We start from the raw sequence: 15786 nt of genomic DNA, 5'->3' as shown, positions 1-15786 counted from the left end.
TTGAGGTGGTCACTGGGGGGCCTTCGTGGTAGTGGACTCCGGGCTGGCCGCCGGGCTGCCGCCGTTGCGCCTGCGCAGGAGTGCCCAGGCGCCCAGGGCCAGCCCGCCGAAGGGGATCTCGACAGTGTATGTCCAGAAGCCGAACAGCAGTGCGGTGGCCGTCGCCGCGGCCGGCTCGACGCCGAAGTAGGTGAGGAGCAGCACCACGCCGCCCTCCATGATCCCGGCACCGCTCGGCGTGATCAGGGCGGCGGTGAGGACCCGCGACAGGGCGAAGACCGCGATCGACTCGGCCAGTCCGGGGTAGGCGCCGGTGGCCTGCATGCAGACCACCATGATCGCCCACTGGAGGCCGAGGAAGGCGACCATCGAGGCGGACAGTCCGGGCCAGCGGCTCCTGACGATGCCCGCGGTGTCGCCGCGCAGCTTGGCGAACGACTCCGACAGCGGCGTCTTCGTCCTGACCGGCAGCGCGTCGAGGACCCGGCCGAGCACCGAGGCCGCCCGGTCCCAGTAGAGCGCCGCCGCGACGATCGCCACCAGCACCAGGATCGACACCGCCCCGACCCAGCCCGCCCGCTCCATGGTCTCGTTGGGCGCCTTGCCCGCCATGAGCAGCGCGATGATGCCGACGGCCGGGAGGATGAACCTGAACAGAGTGTTCCAGATGCCGCTGACGAGCGTGCTCACCACGATCGCCCGGTAACGGAAGCCCCACCCCCTGCACATGCCGAACGTCAGCGCGACCCCGACGGCACCGCCGAACGGCAGCAGGTTGCTGACCGCGCTGCCCGCCGCGTTGAGGGTGAGCCCCTGAAGGTTGTTCAGGCCGGGCAGCGAGTTGGTCAGCACGAAGGTGTAGGCGAACAGGCTCAGCAGCCACAGCCCCGCCATCAGCGTGATCACCCCGGCGTTCAGCTGGGCGAACTCGGCGCCGATCGCGGACCAGGAGACCGGCTTGCCGGTCAGCGTCTCGACGATCTGCGGCAGGAAGACGACCAGGGTGGCCGCGAGGCCGAGCGACAGGACGGAGAGTGTGACCTGGAGCCATCTGTTCTTCATCAGACCTGCTCGAAGGGATGGGAGAGGCGGGTGCCCGGCGGCAGGTCGCGCCGTACGAACCACTCCGTCCCGAACACCAGCCGGTACAGCGGCACCGGGATCTTCAGCATGACGGCCAGGGTGCGGTCGCTCTCGCCGCCGCTGGCCTGGGAGGTGTGCGCCGCCATCGAGGCCCGCTTCTGCTTGATGTACTTCCTGACGTTGACCCGGTGGGTGATCGTGTCGCTGGCAGAGTACGCGCTCTCGAAGGTGCGTACGTCGAATTCCGGTGGAAAACGGTACACCCTGCCCGCCAGCCGCAGCGCCTTCAGCAGCGGGTCGCGGTTGACGGTCGCCTCCAGCACGATCGGCGTCCCGGCGATCTCGGCCGCCCGCCTGCCCACCCGGTGCACCTGCACGTGGTCGGGGTGGCCGTAGCCGCCCGCCGGGTCGTAGATCGTGAGCAGGTCGGCCTGCTCCTCCTGCAGGATGTCGGCCAGCGCCGTCGCCGCCTTCTCCGAGTCGGCGTCGATGAAGGCGTTGTCGGGACGCTCCTCCGCGACGCCGCCCTGCGGGCTGAGCCCGGAGTCGCCGTAGCCGAGGCACTCCACCCGGGCGCAGCCCAGCAGCGCCGCCGAGGTGTAGAGCTCGCGCATGCGGGTCTGGCCCAGCGCCTCGCCCGGTTCCATGTCGGCCAGCCCGCGCTCGCCCGCGGTGGCCACGACCAGCACCACCCGGTGCCCCTCGGCGGCCAGCATCGCCATCGTCCCCGCGGTCAGCAGGGCCTCGTCGTCGGGGTGGGCGTGAAAGAACACAGCTGTGCGTGGCTTTGTTGGCACAGGGCCCAGATTAGTCTGGGAGAGGTGCGGATCTTTCACGTGAGTGACTGTTACCTGCCGAGGCTCGGGGGGATCGAGGTTCAGGTCGCCGACCTCGTGCGGCAGCAGCGCGCGGCCGGGCACGAGGTCGAGGTGGCCACGGCCACCCGGGGCGAACCGCTCGACGGGGTGCACAGGATCGTGGCGCGGATGCCCTTCGACCTGCCCGTGCATCCGCGTGGAGTGGGACATGTCACTCGGCTGCTCACCTCAAGGCGGCCCGCCGTGGTGCACGTGCACACGGGGGCGGTCTCGCCGTTCGCCTGGATGGGGGTGCGCGCGGCCGTGCGCGCCGGGGTGCCGGTCGTGGTGACCGTCCACAGCATGTGGGATCCCGGCACCCGGGCCGTGTACCGGCTGCTGCGGCTGCTGTACGAGTGGCACCGCTGGGGGGTGGTCGCCACGACCGTGAGCAACGCCGCCGCCCGGCCCATCAGGCGGGTCGCCGGGGCCGGCGTTCCGGTGCACGTGGTCGCCAACGGGCTCGACCTGTCGGGATGGCGGCCGGAGGGGCCGTATGCGCGCGACTCGGGCGAGGTGCACGTGGTCGCGGTGGGCCGGCTCGCGCCGCGCAAGCACCCGGTACGGCTGCTGCGGGCGCTGGCCGACGCGCGGGCGCAGGTGCCCGCCGGCGTGGCGATGCGCGCCACCGTCATCGGCGACGGGCCGGCCCGGCCGTCCATGGAGAAGTACCTGGCGCAGCACGGGATGAGCGGGTGGGTCTCGCTGCCGGGACGCTACAGCCGCGAGGAGATCGCCGAGGTCCTCAACACGGCCGACGTGTTCGTCGCGCCCGCGCCCCTGGAGTCCTTCGGCATCGCCGCCCTGGAGGCACGGGCCGCCGGGCTGCCGGTGGTCGCGCGGGCGCAGAGCGGGGTCGCCGACTTCGTCGCGCACGGCAGGGAGGGGCTGCTGGCGCGCGACCCGACCGGGCTCGCGGCGGCCATCGCCCGGCTGGCCGCCGACCGGCCGCTGCGCGAGTCGATCGCCGCCCACAACCGCGCCAACGCGCCCGGCGCGGGCGCCTGGCCGGACGTGCTCGCCGGGTTCGAGCAGGCGTACGCGCAGGCGATCGGCTCATGAAGGGGGCCGGTGCAGCACCACGACGCCGTCGCGCTCGTACACCTGGGTGTACCCCTGGGTGAACAGCGTGTCGATCTGCTTGCGCTGCTCCTCCGCCGAGCCGAACGGGAACTCCCAGCGGTCTCTGTCCGCGACCACCCACTCGGCGTCGTTGGGCCGCGCCGTCCACAGCAGCACGGTCGTCCGGCCCGACAGCGCGGGCCCGAAGGAGTTGGCCGCCTCGACGACGGCGCCGTCCGGGATCTTCGCGACGGCCTCGCGCGCCGCCGCGATCTTCACCTCGTCGCCCTTGTAGAAGGCGGGATGGTAGAGCTGGTCCAGCGCGAACCTGGGCACCAGCGTGATCGCGACCAGCAGCACACCGCTCGCCCACGCGAGCCCGAGCGTACGGTCACCGTCGCGCCCGAGCCACCGCAGCAGCCGCGACAGCCCGTCGATCCCCGCGCAGAACAGGATGACCACGGTGAAGGCGCTGTACTGGAAGTCGGCCTGCCACCACAGCGCCCGGTCGGACAGCATGCGTTCGAGCACGTGGGGCAGCGCCACCAGCGACAGCGGCGACAGCAGGCACAGCAGCAGCGTCGGCCACGCCAGCAGGAACAGGGTGTCCACCTTGGCCTCGTCGTCGAAGACCATCAGCAGCGCGGCGAGCGGGTCGCGGGCGATGCCGAGCAGTGCCCCGCCCACGTCGGGGCCGAGGTGGTTGTAGGCCCAGAAGTCGGCGGTGTCGCCGCCGAGCATCGGGATGATCGCGCCTCTGGTGAGCAGGGTGCCGCCGACGCCGATGGCGGCGCAGCACACCCCGCGCAGGCGGTCGCCGATCGCGAACAGGTACATGCCGAAGCCGATCACCATCAGCCCCATGTCCTCCTTGACCAGGAGGAGCGCCGCCATGGCGAGGTAGGCGGGCAGCGGCCGTCCGGCGTGGTAGCGCTCGATCATGACGGCGGTCAGCACGGGGACGAACATCACCTCGTGCGCGTCGAAGGCGATCGCCTGGGCGACCGGCCACGACAGGGCGTAGGCGAGCGCGACCAGGTAGGCGGGCACCACGCCGAGCACCCGCCGGGTGAACAGCCACAGCGGCGGGATCGCGGCCGCGAACAGCAGCGCCTGCGCGACGATCAGGGTGCCCGGCCCGTCGTGGATCCAGTAGAGCGGGGCCAGCACCGCCCAGATGGGCGAGAAGTGGTCGACGATCTGCAGGTAGTCGAGGCCCCGGCCGTGGAAGGCGCCCACCGCCGGGATGTACGGCGGCCGGAAGTGCGCGTAGTTGCGCACCGCCTGGTCGAAGATGACCAGGTCGAAGATGCTGGCGCGGAAGGTGGCCAGCTTCACCAGCCCGAGCACCGAGTAGACGGCGGCCGACACGACGACCATCAGGCCGAGGCGGAAGCGGTCGGTGGCGAGGAACGCCCGTGCCGTCGGCGCCCTCGGCGTATGGGTCTCGGTGGTCGTCTCGGTGGTCACGGTGAGCAAGAGTAGACGGACCCGGCCGCCGCGCCTGCTGTCCCCCGCAGGCGGCGCGGCGGCCGAGAGTGGATCAGCCGCAGGCCTTCTGGACCTTGTCCACGAATTCGGGGAGCTTGGTGACGCCGTCCATCGCGGCGGCCGGGTTGTCCTTGTCCATCTTCATGCTCTCGAAGGTGGCGGCCAGGTCGTTGAGCGCGGTCTTCAGCTCCCCGTCGTACTTGCCGGCCAGTTCCTTGGCCTTGGCGGCGGCGTCCTCGCCCGCCTTGTTGAAGGCGTCCATGTCGGTGCCGACGGCACCCATCGCCTTGGTGTAGTCGTTCGAGATGGTGGTGATGTCCGTCGCCACCTGGGTGCAGTCCACGGCCTGGCCGATCGCCCCACAACCGGTGGCGAAGCCTGCAAGGGAAAGCGCCGCGACCGTGATGGCGATGCGACGGCGTGAGGAAGTCATGGGTAGTGCCCTTCGTAGGTTGGGAGACGAAGGGACATTATGGACCAATCCTTGATTTCGGCTTGCACGTCACCAACATCAGGACTGACAGCTTGGGGTAGGCCAAGGTCATGACTGAAGGTCAGACGGCACATCCATCGTTGAAAAGGGTCATCGGCCGCAGGGTCCTGCTGCTGTTCGTCATCGGCGACATCCTGGGCGCCGGCATCTACGCGCTCGTCGGGAAGGTGGCGGGATACGTGGGCGGCGCGCTCTGGCTGCCCTTCCTCGTCGCCTTCGTCCTCGCGGCGCTGACGGCGACCGCCTACGCCGAACTCGTCGGGAAGTATCCGCTCGCGGCGGGCGCGGCGCTGTACGTCAACAAGGCGTTCGGCATCCCGTTCGTCACCTTCATCGTGGCCTTCACCGTCATGATGAGCGGCATCACCTCCGCCAGCGCCGCCGCCCGCGCCTTCGGCGGCCGCTACCTCGCCGAGTTCGTGACGCTGCCGGTGATCGTCGGCGCCCTCATCTTCCTCGCCCTGGTGGCACTGGTGAACTTCGCCGGGATCTCCGAATCGATCAAGGTGAACGTGGTGCTCACGATCATCGAGGCGTTCGGCCTGCTGGTGATCGTCGGGATCGGGCTGTTCGCCCTGTTCAGCGGGGACGGCGAACCGGCGCGGGCGCTGGAGTTCCATCCGGTCAACGGCGCCTTCCTCGGCGTCCTCGGCGGCACCGCGCTCGCCTTCTACGCGCTGCTCGGCTTCGAGGACTCCGTCAACCTGGCGGAGGAGGCGAAGAACCCGCAGAAGGACTTCCCCCGCGCGCTGTTCGGCGGCCTCCTCGTCGCGGCGCTCATCTACATGGCGGTGGCCTTCACCGCGACCATGCTCGTCGACACCGAGACCCTGGTCTCCTCCAGCGGGCCGCTCCTGGAGGTGGTCAAGGTCGCCGGGCTCTCCTTCCCGCCGAAGCTGTTCGCCGCCATCGCGCTGCTCGCCGTCGGCAACACCGCCCTGATCAACATGCTGATGGCCTCCAGGATCGTGTACGGCATGGCCCGCCAGCGCATCATCCCGCCGGTCTTCGGCGCCGTGCACCCGACGCGCGCCACCCCCTGGGTCGGCATCGTGTTCACGATCGGCATCGCCGTACTGCTGGTCTCGACCGGCGACGTGGCCCCGCTGGCCGACACCACCGTGCTCCTGCTGCTCGTGGTGTTCGCAATGGTCAACGTCTGCGTGCTGGTCCTGCGCAGGGAGAGCGTCGGCCACGACCACTATCGGGCCCCCACCTGGGCGCCGGTGCTGGGAGCGGTGGTCTGCCTGTTCCTCGCGCTGCCGATCACCGGCCGGGCGGGCGAGGTGTATCTCCGGGCGGGCCTGCTGATCCTGCTCGGCGTGGTGCTGTGGCTGGTCAACCGGTACTTCGTGGGCAAGGTCACCGAGGTCGACCCGGAGCGGATCGTGCACGGAGAGTGAGCCCTTGCCGACGCGTTCTGCGGCCTGTGACAATTCTCATGGGCCGCAGGGACGTGAGGAACTTTTCATGGAACGCTACGTGCTGGCCTATCTCAGCGGCGGCAGAGACCGGGTGGCGCTCAGCGCGCTCGCGATGCTCCTGCTCGACGGACGGCTGAAGCTGTCGGAGTCGGCCACGCTCTACGCCGAGTCCGGCGCGAGCGCCGCCGATCCCGTCGAGGCCGCCGGGCTCGCCCAGCGGGACGGGGTCAGACAGGCGCTGGTCTCGCTGGCGGGGCACGAGAGCGTACTCGCCGTGGAGGGGCGGTTGCTGCGCGGCGGGCTCGTGGAGCGCGGCCGGTTCCGCCGCACCACCCGCCTGACCGCCGACGGGCAGGCGCTGCTGGCTGAGGCGGCCAGGGGCAGTCACCGGCTGGCGACGCGGGTCGAGCTTTCCGGTGTGCCGGCGATCCCCGACCACGGGATCAGGGCGCTGCTCGGCATGGCGCGCAGGAGGCCGGTCGCCGACCCCGGGACGTCTTGACAGGTGTCCGAGCCCGCCGGACGATGACGCGGATAGAGCAACTCGTCGCGTAATACGCAACAAGCGGGTGATTATGTCGAGCTTGGTCGCCACCCTCCCCGGCAGCTCCTACACCGATCCCGAGATCTTCCGCGAAGAACAACGGAAGATCTTCGAATCCCTCTGGTTCTGCGCGTTCAGGACCGACGAACTCCCCGGACCGGGCGCGTTCCGGACCGTCGAGATCGGCACCGAGAGCGTGATCGTCGTACGCGGCCGCGACGGCGCCTTACGCGCCTTCCTCAACATCTGCCGCCACCGGGGCGCCCGCCTGTGCGCCGAACCCGAGGGCGAGGTCAGACGGACCATCCGGTGCGCCTACCACGCCTGGTCCTACGACCTGGACGGCCGGCTCGCCGCCGCCCCCAACCTCGCCAGGATGCCGGACATCGACCGCATCGAGTACGGGCTCATCCCCGTCCACCTGCGCGAATGGCTCGGCTACGGCTGGCTGTGCCTGGCCGGGGAACCCCCGTCCTTCGAGGAGACCGTCACCGGCGCCGCCACCGAACGCCTCGGCGACCCCGCCGCCATCGAGCACTACCACGTCGACGAACTCGCCCTGGGGCGGCGCATCCGCTACGACGTGCGCGCCAACTGGAAGCTGCTCGTCGAGAACTTCATGGAGTGCTACCACTGCGCCACCATCCACCCCGAGCTGACCGCCGTCCTGCCCGAGTTCGCCGGCGGCTACGCCGCGCAGTACTACGTGGGACACGGTGCCGCCTTCGCCGAGCGCGCCGAGGGCTTCACCGTCGACGGCCGGGCCGGGTTCGGCACCCTGCCCGACCTGTCCGCCGAACAGGACCGGCGCTATTACGCCATCACCGTCAAGCCGCAGGTCTTCGTCAACCTCGTGCCCGACCACGTGATCCTGCACCGGATGTTCCCCGTCGCCGCCGACCGGACCGTCGTCGAGTGCGACTGGCTCTACCACCCCGACGTGCTCGCCTCCGGCGCCGACCTCACCCACTCGGTCGAACTCTTCCACCGGGTCAACGAGCAGGACTTCGACGCCTGCGAACGCACCCAGCCCGGGATGTCGTCACGCGCCTACCGGGCCGGAGGGGTCCTGGTGCCGAGCGAGCACCACATCGCGGACTTCCATCACTGGGTGAACCAGCGCTTGCGCCGGTAGCGCACTCGTAGCATGCCGTACTTGGCCTGGCCGGTGATCCGTACGTGGAGGACGCCCGGCCGCTGCCGGCCGGGGACCGCGCTGGCGACCCTGCCCCACGTGCTGGTGAAACCGTCGACGTCGGCGGTCGCGCCCTCGGGCAGGGTCACCTCGGCGGAGCCGTACGTGAGATCGAGCTCGATGTCCACGACCGGATGGGCGACGACCGCCTCGGACAGGTCGAGATGGGCCGAGCCCATCGGCGAACAGACGCGCAGCCGACGGGGGACCGCCCAGTCGCCCGAGCGTCTGATCGGGCCGTGCCCGGACTCAAGGACGACCTTCTCGTCGGGGGGCGCGTCGGTCGGCAGGTCCGCCACCAGCTCGGCGAGCTCGCCGAACGTCTTCGCCGTGAAGGCGAGGCCGAGTCGTTCGTCGAGTTCGGAGTCGGACAGGCGGCCTTCCGCGAAGGCCGCCTGCAGCAACTGGGCCGCGCGCTCACGATCCTGATCGGAAACGCGCATCTGCAATTCCGGCATATCCCGAGCATAAGTTCGCGGGGCTCAGAACGGGAGCTGTCTGCCGGACGGAGTACGCAAATCGAGGGGAAGCGGACGGCGGGGAGGCTGGGGGCGCCGCACGATCAGTCTCTTCACACTCGCTTGATACCCACGGGATCGGCGCTCTGACACCCTCCGGGAGTAACGTGTGGCGTGATGCTCGCGGATCCGTTCTCACACCTGGCGCTGCTCTACCGAGGCGACCGGGAGTACGTCACGGCCGTGACCGCCTTCGTCCGGCGCGGACTGCTCGCCCACGAGCCCGTCGCCGTGGCCGTCCCCGCCCCCCGGCTGGCCCTGGTCGAGGCCGCGCTCGGGCCGGACGCCGGGAAGGTCAGGCTCATCGACCTGGCCGACGCGGGCCGCAACCCCGGGCGCATCATCCCCGCCGTGCTGTGCGAGTTCGCCGACGCGCACCCCGGGCAGCGCGGCGGCGTCGTCACCGAGCCGGTCTGGCCCGGCCGCACCGCCCTCGAATACCCCGCCTGCGCCCAGCACGAGGCGCTCACCAACTATGCCTTCACCGGGCGGGCGATCACCGTCCTGTGCGCCTACGACGCCGCGCGCCTGTCGCCGAGGGTCCTGGCGGAGGCCGAGCTCACCCACCCCGTCCTCCGCGACGCCGCAGGTGAGCGGCACAGCGCCGCCTACGCGCCCGACCTGGTCATCACCTGGCACAACCAGCCGTTCCCCGAACCGCTCGGCGCCGTTTCGCTGCGCTTCGACCACACGGGCCTCGGCGACGCGCGCACCCTCGCCGCCGAGACGGCGGCGCGGCACGGCTTCACCGGCACCCGCCTCGACGACATCCGGCTGGTGATCGCCGAACTCGGCGCCAACAGCCTCGACCACGGCGGCGGCGCCGGCACCCTCCGGCTGTGGACCGAACACGGCAGGCTCGTCTGCGAGGTCGCCGACGGCGGCCACATCACCGACCCGCTCGCCGGGCGGCGCCCCGCCGACCCGAAGGTGGCGGGCTCGCGCGGCCTGCTCATCGTCAACCTGCTGAGCGATCTGGTCAGGACCCACACCCGGGCGGGCGCGACGGTCATCAGGGCCTACTTCGAGCTGCCGTAGGCGGTGGCGGCGCCCTCAGCGACCCTGAGGAGGCGAGCCCTACCAGGGTTGTTCCCCGCCGAGGTCAGCGGCTTGGACAAGGGTCACCTCCGACCGAGGTCGTAAGGGTTCGCTCCGGCGAGGCAGGGGGGCATCTCCGATACTCGGCGAAGCCGGATTCCGCGAGTTTTGTAGCCATGAAGGGATTGCTCCTAGGCGGATTCGCCGCGATCGGCACCGGCTCCGGCGCCATGCTCGCTCTGCACGCCGGTGCCGGGCTCGACCCGATGTACAGCGTCATCAGCGAGTACGCCTGGGCGTCCGTGGGCTGGCTGCTGCCCACCTCGCTGACCCTGTTCGCGGTGGGCGCGGCACTCGTCGCGGCGGCGCTGCGCCGGGCCGGAGCCGGGCCGTGGGTCGTCGGGCTGCTGGTCGCCTGGGGGATCTGCATGTTCCTCATCGGAGCCTTCCCCACGGACAAGCCGGGGGTGCCGCTGTCGCTGTCGGGCGGCATCCACCGGTACGCGGCCTTCGGAGCCTTCCTCGTCATGCCGGTCGCCGGGCTGCTCGTCGCCAGGGCGCGGGTGCGGTACGCGCGCCAGGTGAAGGTGCTCTGCGGCGTCGCGCTGAGCGCGTTGCTGGTGGTGGTGGTTCCGTACGTGGTGCAGATGTGCGGGCTGCCGTTCGCCGGCGTCGGCGTCCCCGCCGGGCTGACGCAGCGGGTGGTGGTCGTCACCGAGGTCGCCGTGCTCGCGCTGATCGCGATGTCGCTGCTTGATTCGCGGACCCGAAACAGGGCAGGGGTCAGGCTGAAGACGAGTTAAGGACGGTGCTCAATGGTGGTTTTGATCGCGTACGACGGGTCGGACGACGCCAAGGCGGCGATCAGCGCAGCAGGAGCCCTCCTCAAGGACACCTCCGTCGTGATCCTCACGGTATGGGAGCGGATGTCCATGAGCGTGGCCCGCGCCTCGGTGGGGATGGTGATGCCGACCGAGGTGTCCGGTGCCGAGGACAACGCGATGTACGAGGCGATGAAACAGATGTCCGAGCAGGGAGCGAAACTCGCGCGCGAGAACGGGCTGGAGGCCACGGCCCGGTGCGAGACCGACGGGGTGGCCGTGTGGTCCACGATCGTGGACGTGGCCGCCGAGATCGGCGCCGACGTCATCGTCACCGGCACACGGGGACTGGGCGGGGTCAAGTCGCTGCTGCTGGGCAGCACCTCCGACCGCGTGCTGCACCACGCCGACCGCCCCGTGCTCGTAGTGCCCGCGCCCTCCCGGTAACCCCGCGCCACGCTGTGGTGCCCGCGCCCTCCCGGTAACCTCCGCGCCACAGCGCCACGCTGTCCGCGTCACCCGGCGTTCACCGGAATGTCGGATCGGGACGGCAGACTGGGCCCGTGGCCGACGAACTCGCGCGCAGGCTAGGCACCGGCGACGCCGTGACAGTCGGCCTGAGCGCCATGATCGGCGCAGGGGTGTTCGCCGCCTTCGCCCCCGCCTCGGCCGCCGCCGGTCCCTGGCTGCCGGTCGCGCTCGCGGTGGCCGCCCTCGCCGCCTACTGCAACGCCGACTCCTCGGCCCGGCTGGCCGCCCGCCACCCCGAGTCCGGCGGCACCTACGTGTACGGTCGCCGCCGCCTCGGCCGTTTCTGGGGGTTCCTCGCAGGCTGGGGCTTCACGATCGGCAAGACCGCCTCCTGCGCCGCCATGGCGTTGACCTTCGGCGCCTACGTCGCACCCGGCCTGGCCCGTCCGCTCGCCGTCGCCGCCGTCGTGGCGATCACCGTCCTCAACCTTCGCGGCGTGCACCGCTCGGTCCGGGTCGCCCGCGTCATGGTCGCCTTCGTCCTGGCCGTGCTGGCCTTCACCGTCGTCGCGGGCCTGACGGCCGGGCCGGTCGCCATCCCGCCGACGCTCTCACCCGTCACCTTCGCGGACATCCTCCAAGGCGCGGGGCTGCTGTTCTTCGCGTTCGCCGGATACGCGCGCGTCGCCACCCTCGGCGAGGAGGTGCGCGACCCCGCCCGCACCATCCCGCGCGCCGTCGGCCTCGCCCTCGCCGTCACCCTGGCCGTCTACGCCCTGGTCGGTGCCGCCGCCCTGCACGCTCTCGGCCCTGTGGGGCTCGCCCGCTCCGCCGCCCCGCTGAACGCGGTCGTGGCCGCCGCCGGGTGGGACCGGTTCGTCCCCGTCGTCACGGCGGGCGCGGCCGTGGCCACGCTGGGCGCGCTGCTGGCGCTCGTCCTGGGCGTGTCGCGCACCGTGTTCGCGATGGCCCGCGAACACGACCTGCCCGCCGCACTTTCGGCCGTCCACCCCCGCCAGGTGCCCCATCGAGCGGTGCTGCTCGTCGGCGCCGCAGTGATCGTCCTCGTGCTGGTGGCCGACCTGCGGGGCGCGATCGGGTTCTCCTCTTTCGGCGTTCTCGTCTACTACGCGATCGCCAACGCCTCGGCCCTCACGCTCCCGGGCGCGTACCGGCGCGTCCTCCCGGTCCTCGGCCTGGCCCTGTGCCTCGTGCTGGCCTTCAGCCTGCCGTGGACGGCCGTTCTGCCCGGACTGCTGCTGTTCGCCGCAGGGGCGGTGGTGTGGGCGTTCCGCCATCGCGGAGACTGGTTCGGCAGGCGGCGGTAGCGTACATTGAGGTGATCTGTCGCCTTCGATGGCTCGGGCCGTGCCGACAAGCGGCCTTCACCATGAGACTTCCCTCCGAGGAGACCCGCCCGCGCCCATGAGCGGGATCAGGGCCAAGACCCGCGCAGACCTGCGCTCCGTACGGCGGCGCCGCCCGCCCCGCTGCCTCGGCCACCTGTTCGTGGCACCCCTGTGGCCCCTGCACAACGCGAACCTGGGCACTCTGCTGCGCACCTGCGACGCGGTCGGCGCCTGCCTGGCCGTACCCCGGCTGCCGTGGGTGCCGGAGGCCCTCGCCAGAGGGGACACGCTGCGGGCGGGGGCGTGCGTGCACTGGGTGCGGCCACTGCCGTGGCTGCGCGAGTGCCGGACGGCCGGCGTCCGGGTGCTGGGGGTGGAACTCGCCGAGAACGCCGTCCGCCTGGCCGACCTGCCGATGGCCCGGCAGCACACGGCGATCGTGCTGGGCCACGAGAGCGACGGCATCCCGCCCGAGGCCCTCGACCTGCTGGACGCGGTGGTCGAGATCCCGATGATCGGCACCGGCCACAGCCTGAACGTCGCCGTCGCGGGCAGCCTGGTCGCCTACAAGCTCGCCGGTCTCAGCTAGCGGCGGGATGGGGCTCCGGATGGGAGCGTCGCGGCGCGGGCGGCCGACTGGCGCTACGATCACACTCACGACGCCGTGTCGCCTCGCGCGACGACGGAGTGGGCGATAGATCGAGCAGCTGCCGGTGTTCAGCCCGAAACGCCGCTTTCTCGTAAAGTGGTGGGACCAGAAGACCGACGCGGGTAGGTGGAACTGGGTGACTTCGGAGCAAGCCTTGTCGATCAGCCTCGGCCTTCAGGGGCCGTGTGTCATCGCAAGGCTCACGGGGGACTTCGACTTCGGCTCCGCGGCCGAGGTGCGCGATCGCGTCACCAAGGCGCTGGACCTCACTCAGCCGCCCTTGCTGGTCATCGACATGCAGGCGGTCGCGGTCTGCGACTCCTCCGGGCTGTCGGTGCTCGTCTACCTGCACAAGGCGGTCACCGCGTCGGGCGGGCGGCTGCTGCTGGCGGGGCTGAACGGGCGGTGCAAGCACCTGTTCGCGATCACGGCGCTCGACAAGTTCTTCGAGATCAGGTCCACTGCGGAGCTGGCCATCGCGGAACTCGGCGACCCGATTGACTGACTCGTCCCCATTCGGGATCCTATGCCGCATAGGGGATAGTGATCGTTCCAAACTGGGGGCAACATGTTACGACGTCTCGCCGGCGTGCTCGTGATCGCCTCGGCCACCCTGGTAGCCGCGCCGATCGCCGCGAACGCGTCCACGGCGGAAACCGCCAAACGCGACCCCATTCGCGTGAAGATCTACGACACCAGGTGTGAGGACACCTGCGTGATCAAGGCCAGGTTCAAGAACGTCACGTCCAGGAAGCTCTGGGACGTGCGCATGGTGGCCAAGCTCCGCGTCAACGGTAAGTACGTGGGGACGTGCACCGACAACATCGGCCGGATCAAGCCGTACGGCGCGCGCTACGGGCGCTGCACCATCTCCAGCGCGCGGCTGGAACGTGCCTGGGACCGTTACACCGAGGGCGAAGCCGACGACTTCTACCCGTACGCGACGGTCGGCGGCACCTACCGAGGCTAGCGCCGCATGTCAGACAGGCCCGTGGAACGCTCGGCAGGAGCCCACGGGCCTGGTCCGCGAGCTAGGCGGTGACCAGCAGGGCAAGGCCGATCAGGACGACGATCGGGACAACCCAGACCACGGCTTCGGCGGCGAACTCCTTGTACATCGTGCAGATCTCCCTCAAGTCGGCCGATAGCCGGCCCTGGAAACGTCAACGTGCAGCATAGCCGCACCCGCCCACCACTCAGCCTCCGGCCAGTCGTTTGCGCAGGCTCGCCAGCGAGTCGTCGGCCATCCGCGCGGGCAGCCCGGGAGCGTCGGCGTCGATGCGGGCCAGGATCTCCGGCTCGTCGGCGGTCGCCCGTGTCCAGGCGCGCGTCACCTCGGGGACGGCCTGGATCGCCGCATCGCTCAGGATCGCCTCCCTGGGCAGCCAGACCTGCAGAAACGCCGACACCCGCGACGGACTCCACCACAGGGGACGGTCGCCGACGAACTCCCGCAACGCCTCGAACGCCTCCTCCGCGCCCGGCAGGTCGGGGAACTCCACGGCGACGGCCGCCTCGGGGACCGTCTCCGCCGCCAGCGGGGTGGCGCGGGCGAGCGCGAACGCGCGCAGCGGCGCGAACGTGTCGGCGACCCGCGCCTCCAGCAGCGCGCCGGTCAGCCTGAACGCCGTCACCACCCGGGCGGCGGTGGCCGCGGGGTCCGACTCGGGCAGCGTGAGATCGTCGAGGAACTTGGGCTCCTCGACCACGGCGTCGACCGCCAGACCGCCGTGGACCTGGTCGATGCCCACGACCAGGACGTGCGGCTCCTTGCCCGACGCGTACACGAACGACAGGGCGGCCAGGGTCTGCTCGCCGTAGCGGTCGGCTCTGCCGTACCAGGCTCCGACACACTCGACCTGCCCGAGGCGCTTCGTCCACGGATCGGCCGGCCGGGCGGCCTCGGCCGGTGCGCCGACGCTGCTGAGGGCGGCGGCGATGAGCGCGGCCTCACGACTCGGGTCACCGGCCAGCGCCGTGTCCAGTTCGCCGGCCTCCTGCTCATCGGCCAGTTCGGCGGCCAACCGGCTCGCCCACAACTCGGCGCGCAGCGGCGACCGCCATCGCAGCAAGTCCCGCGCCTGCCTGACCGCCGCCTGGTAACGCTCGCTCGTCATCCTCCGACCGTATCGCCCCGCAACCCCATCACCACCGCCCCAGGCGCAGCGACTGGGTGAAGGTGAGGCCGAGCGCGCGGGCGGCCTCACCTTGTCCCTGGCCGACGGAGTTGACGCCGGAACGCAGGGCTTCGGCGACGAGCCCGCACGATTCGACGCCCGCCGCGTGCTGGCGCACTTGTCAGTGGGCTGCCGTGGGCCAAGAGGCAGTCGTGGGGGAGGGGCGGTTGCCGTGGGTCAGGCGGCTGACCGCCGCTGTTTTGTGGGTGCCGAGGTCAACGACCAGTAGGGGTGCCGTGGGTCAGGCGGTTGCGGTGAGGGGCAGAGTGGTGACCGGTGTTTCTGCCGGTCACCACCCCGTGGCCTGAGGGGTCAGCGAGAGTCGTCGCCCGTCAGGCCGGCCTTGCGCAGGGCCTCGGCCATCGCGCCCGACGGGGCCGGACGGCGCTGGCCGCCACGGTTGTCGCGACCGCCCCGCTGCCCATCGCCGCGTCCGCCCTGGCCGCTCTGACCACGCCCACCCTGGCCGCTGCCCTGACCGCCTTGGCCGCGTCCCCCTTGGCCGCCCTGGCCGCCTTGGCCGCGTCCCCCTTGGCCGCCCTGGCCGCCTTGACCGCGTCCGCCTTGACCAGCCTGGCTGCCGCCCTGACCGCCTTGGCCGCGTCCCCCTTGGC

At 71.2% G+C, this 15786-nt stretch carries 18 protein-coding genes and 1 pseudogene; 11 read left to right on the top strand and 8 right to left on the bottom strand.

What is annotated here, in order from left to right; translation table 11 throughout:
* Window positions 1-9: 9 nt before the first annotated feature.
* Window positions 10-1062, bottom strand: coding sequence for a lysylphosphatidylglycerol synthase domain-containing protein (locus ABD120_RS04715; RefSeq protein ID WP_343948435.1), 1053 nt, complete (start codon window positions 1060-1062; stop codon window positions 10-12).
* Window positions 1062-1856, bottom strand: a complete 795-nt coding sequence (locus ABD120_RS04710) for a PIG-L deacetylase family protein (protein ID WP_343948434.1) — start codon at window positions 1854-1856, stop codon at window positions 1062-1064. The genes ABD120_RS04715 and ABD120_RS04710 overlap by 1 nt, the downstream gene beginning before the upstream one ends.
* Window positions 1857-1919: 63 nt before the next feature.
* On the opposite strand from ABD120_RS04710, the gene ABD120_RS04705 reads away from it, so the two are divergent.
* Window positions 1920-3002, top strand: coding sequence for a glycosyltransferase (locus ABD120_RS04705; protein ID WP_343948433.1), 1083 nt, complete (start codon window positions 1920-1922; stop codon window positions 3000-3002).
* Here the strand turns inward: ABD120_RS04705 and ABD120_RS04700 are convergent.
* Together ABD120_RS04700 and ABD120_RS04695 are read right to left on the bottom strand one after the other, a co-directional pair.
* A complete protein-coding gene (locus ABD120_RS04700) occupies window positions 2997-4472 on the bottom strand; it encodes a DUF2079 domain-containing protein (protein ID WP_343948432.1) in 1476 nt (491 codons plus the stop codon). The two genes, ABD120_RS04705 and ABD120_RS04700, sit on opposite strands and share 6 nt — an antisense overlap.
* Before the next feature lie 73 nt (window positions 4473-4545).
* Window positions 4546-4926 carry a hypothetical protein gene (locus tag ABD120_RS04695; protein WP_343948431.1) on the bottom strand — a complete coding sequence of 127 codons (381 nt, stop codon included), beginning with the start codon at window positions 4924-4926 and terminating at the stop codon, window positions 4546-4548.
* Between the two features lie 140 nt (window positions 4927-5066).
* On the opposite strand from ABD120_RS04695, the gene ABD120_RS04690 reads away from it, so the two are divergent.
* The 3 genes from ABD120_RS04690 to ABD120_RS04680 all read left to right on the top strand — a co-directional run bounded on the left by ABD120_RS04690 (window position 5067) and on the right by ABD120_RS04680 (window position 8089).
* A complete protein-coding gene (locus tag ABD120_RS04690) occupies window positions 5067-6389 on the top strand; it encodes an APC family permease (protein ID WP_343948430.1) in 1323 nt (440 codons plus the stop codon).
* 67 nt (window positions 6390-6456) lie between these two features.
* Entirely contained in the window at window positions 6457-6912 is a 456-nt protein-coding gene (locus ABD120_RS04685; protein ID WP_343948429.1) for a hypothetical protein, read from the top strand.
* Between the two features lie 73 nt (window positions 6913-6985).
* Window positions 6986-8089: an aromatic ring-hydroxylating oxygenase subunit alpha gene (locus ABD120_RS04680; RefSeq protein ID WP_343948428.1), complete on the top strand. Its 1104-nt coding sequence runs from the start codon at window positions 6986-6988 to the stop codon at window positions 8087-8089.
* On the opposite strand, the gene ABD120_RS04675 is transcribed toward ABD120_RS04680, so the two are convergent.
* Window positions 8059-8607, bottom strand: a complete 549-nt coding sequence (locus tag ABD120_RS04675; RefSeq protein WP_343948427.1) for a DUF1707 SHOCT-like domain-containing protein — start codon at window positions 8605-8607, stop codon at window positions 8059-8061. The two genes, ABD120_RS04680 and ABD120_RS04675, sit on opposite strands and share 31 nt — an antisense overlap.
* 177 nt (window positions 8608-8784) lie before the next feature.
* On the opposite strand from ABD120_RS04675, the gene ABD120_RS04670 reads away from it, so the two are divergent.
* The 7 genes from ABD120_RS04670 (at window position 8785) to ABD120_RS04640 (ending at window position 13965) form a co-directional block, all read left to right on the top strand.
* Complete coding sequence (locus ABD120_RS04670) at window positions 8785-9705, top strand: anti-sigma factor RsbA family regulatory protein (RefSeq protein ID WP_343948426.1); 921 nt, start codon at window positions 8785-8787, stop codon at window positions 9703-9705.
* Between the two features lie 176 nt (window positions 9706-9881).
* On the top strand, window positions 9882-10508 hold the full coding sequence (locus tag ABD120_RS04665) for a DUF998 domain-containing protein (RefSeq protein WP_343948425.1): 627 nt from the start codon (window positions 9882-9884) through the stop codon (window positions 10506-10508).
* Window positions 10509-10520: 12 nt separating this feature from the next.
* A complete protein-coding gene (locus ABD120_RS04660; protein ID WP_343948424.1) occupies window positions 10521-10973 on the top strand; it encodes a universal stress protein in 453 nt (150 codons plus the stop codon).
* Window positions 10974-11089: 116 nt separating this feature from the next.
* Window positions 11090-12325 (top strand): APC family permease, encoded by a 1236-nt coding sequence (locus ABD120_RS04655; RefSeq protein ID WP_343948423.1) that lies wholly within the window; start codon window positions 11090-11092, stop codon window positions 12323-12325.
* A 97-nt stretch (window positions 12326-12422) separates the two neighbouring features.
* Complete coding sequence (locus ABD120_RS04650) at window positions 12423-12935, top strand: TrmH family RNA methyltransferase (RefSeq protein WP_343948422.1); 513 nt, start codon at window positions 12423-12425, stop codon at window positions 12933-12935.
* A gap of 196 nt (window positions 12936-13131) precedes the next feature.
* The gene (locus ABD120_RS04645; RefSeq protein ID WP_343948421.1) at window positions 13132-13500 is read left to right on the top strand and encodes an STAS domain-containing protein; all 369 of its coding nucleotides are present in this window, start codon (window positions 13132-13134) and stop codon (window positions 13498-13500) included.
* Between the two features lie 63 nt (window positions 13501-13563).
* Entirely contained in the window at window positions 13564-13965 is a 402-nt protein-coding gene (locus tag ABD120_RS04640) for a hypothetical protein (RefSeq protein WP_343948420.1), read from the top strand.
* 226 nt (window positions 13966-14191) lie between these two features.
* Here the strand turns inward: ABD120_RS04640 and ABD120_RS04635 are convergent, their stop codons facing one another.
* From ABD120_RS04635 to ABD120_RS04625, 3 genes and pseudogenes are all read right to left on the bottom strand, one after another.
* Window positions 14192-15112, bottom strand: a complete 921-nt coding sequence (locus tag ABD120_RS04635; RefSeq protein WP_343948419.1) for a hypothetical protein — start codon at window positions 15110-15112, stop codon at window positions 14192-14194.
* 40 nt (window positions 15113-15152) lie between these two features.
* Window positions 15153-15263, bottom strand: a pseudogene (locus tag ABD120_RS04630) (amino acid ABC transporter permease); the annotation flags it as partial.
* Window positions 15264-15504: 241 nt separating this feature from the next.
* Window positions 15505-15786 (bottom strand): hypothetical protein (locus tag ABD120_RS04625; protein ID WP_343948418.1); only part of this gene is annotated, 282 nt, incomplete at its 5' end.

This window comes from Nonomuraea longicatena, assembly GCF_039525605.1.
Classification (GTDB): Bacteria; Actinomycetota; Actinomycetes; order Streptosporangiales; family Streptosporangiaceae; genus Nonomuraea; species Nonomuraea longicatena.
This window is presented reverse-complemented; position numbering and strand designations above follow the sequence as displayed.

Excerpts from the sequence above, each read along its gene's own strand:
- ABD120_RS04715 (WP_343948435.1), bottom strand. The coding sequence starts at position 1,062 with ATGAAGAACAGATGGCTCCAGGTCACACTCTCCGTCCTGTCGCTCGGC.
- ABD120_RS04695 (WP_343948431.1), bottom strand. The coding sequence starts at position 4,926 with ATGACTTCCTCACGCCGTCGCATCGCCATCACGGTCGCGGCGCTTTCC.
- ABD120_RS04685 (WP_343948429.1), top strand. The coding sequence starts at position 6,457 with ATGGAACGCTACGTGCTGGCCTATCTCAGCGGCGGCAGAGACCGGGTG.
- ABD120_RS04680 (WP_343948428.1), top strand. The coding sequence starts at position 6,986 with ATGTCGAGCTTGGTCGCCACCCTCCCCGGCAGCTCCTACACCGATCCC.
- ABD120_RS04675 (WP_343948427.1), bottom strand. The coding sequence starts at position 8,607 with ATGCCGGAATTGCAGATGCGCGTTTCCGATCAGGATCGTGAGCGCGCG.
- ABD120_RS04670 (WP_343948426.1), top strand. The coding sequence starts at position 8,785 with ATGCTCGCGGATCCGTTCTCACACCTGGCGCTGCTCTACCGAGGCGAC.
- ABD120_RS04665 (WP_343948425.1), top strand. The coding sequence starts at position 9,882 with ATGAAGGGATTGCTCCTAGGCGGATTCGCCGCGATCGGCACCGGCTCC.
- ABD120_RS04660 (WP_343948424.1), top strand. The coding sequence starts at position 10,521 with ATGGTGGTTTTGATCGCGTACGACGGGTCGGACGACGCCAAGGCGGCG.
- ABD120_RS04650 (WP_343948422.1), top strand. The coding sequence starts at position 12,423 with ATGAGCGGGATCAGGGCCAAGACCCGCGCAGACCTGCGCTCCGTACGG.
- ABD120_RS04640 (WP_343948420.1), top strand. The coding sequence starts at position 13,564 with ATGTTACGACGTCTCGCCGGCGTGCTCGTGATCGCCTCGGCCACCCTG.
- ABD120_RS04635 (WP_343948419.1), bottom strand. The coding sequence starts at position 15,112 with ATGACGAGCGAGCGTTACCAGGCGGCGGTCAGGCAGGCGCGGGACTTG.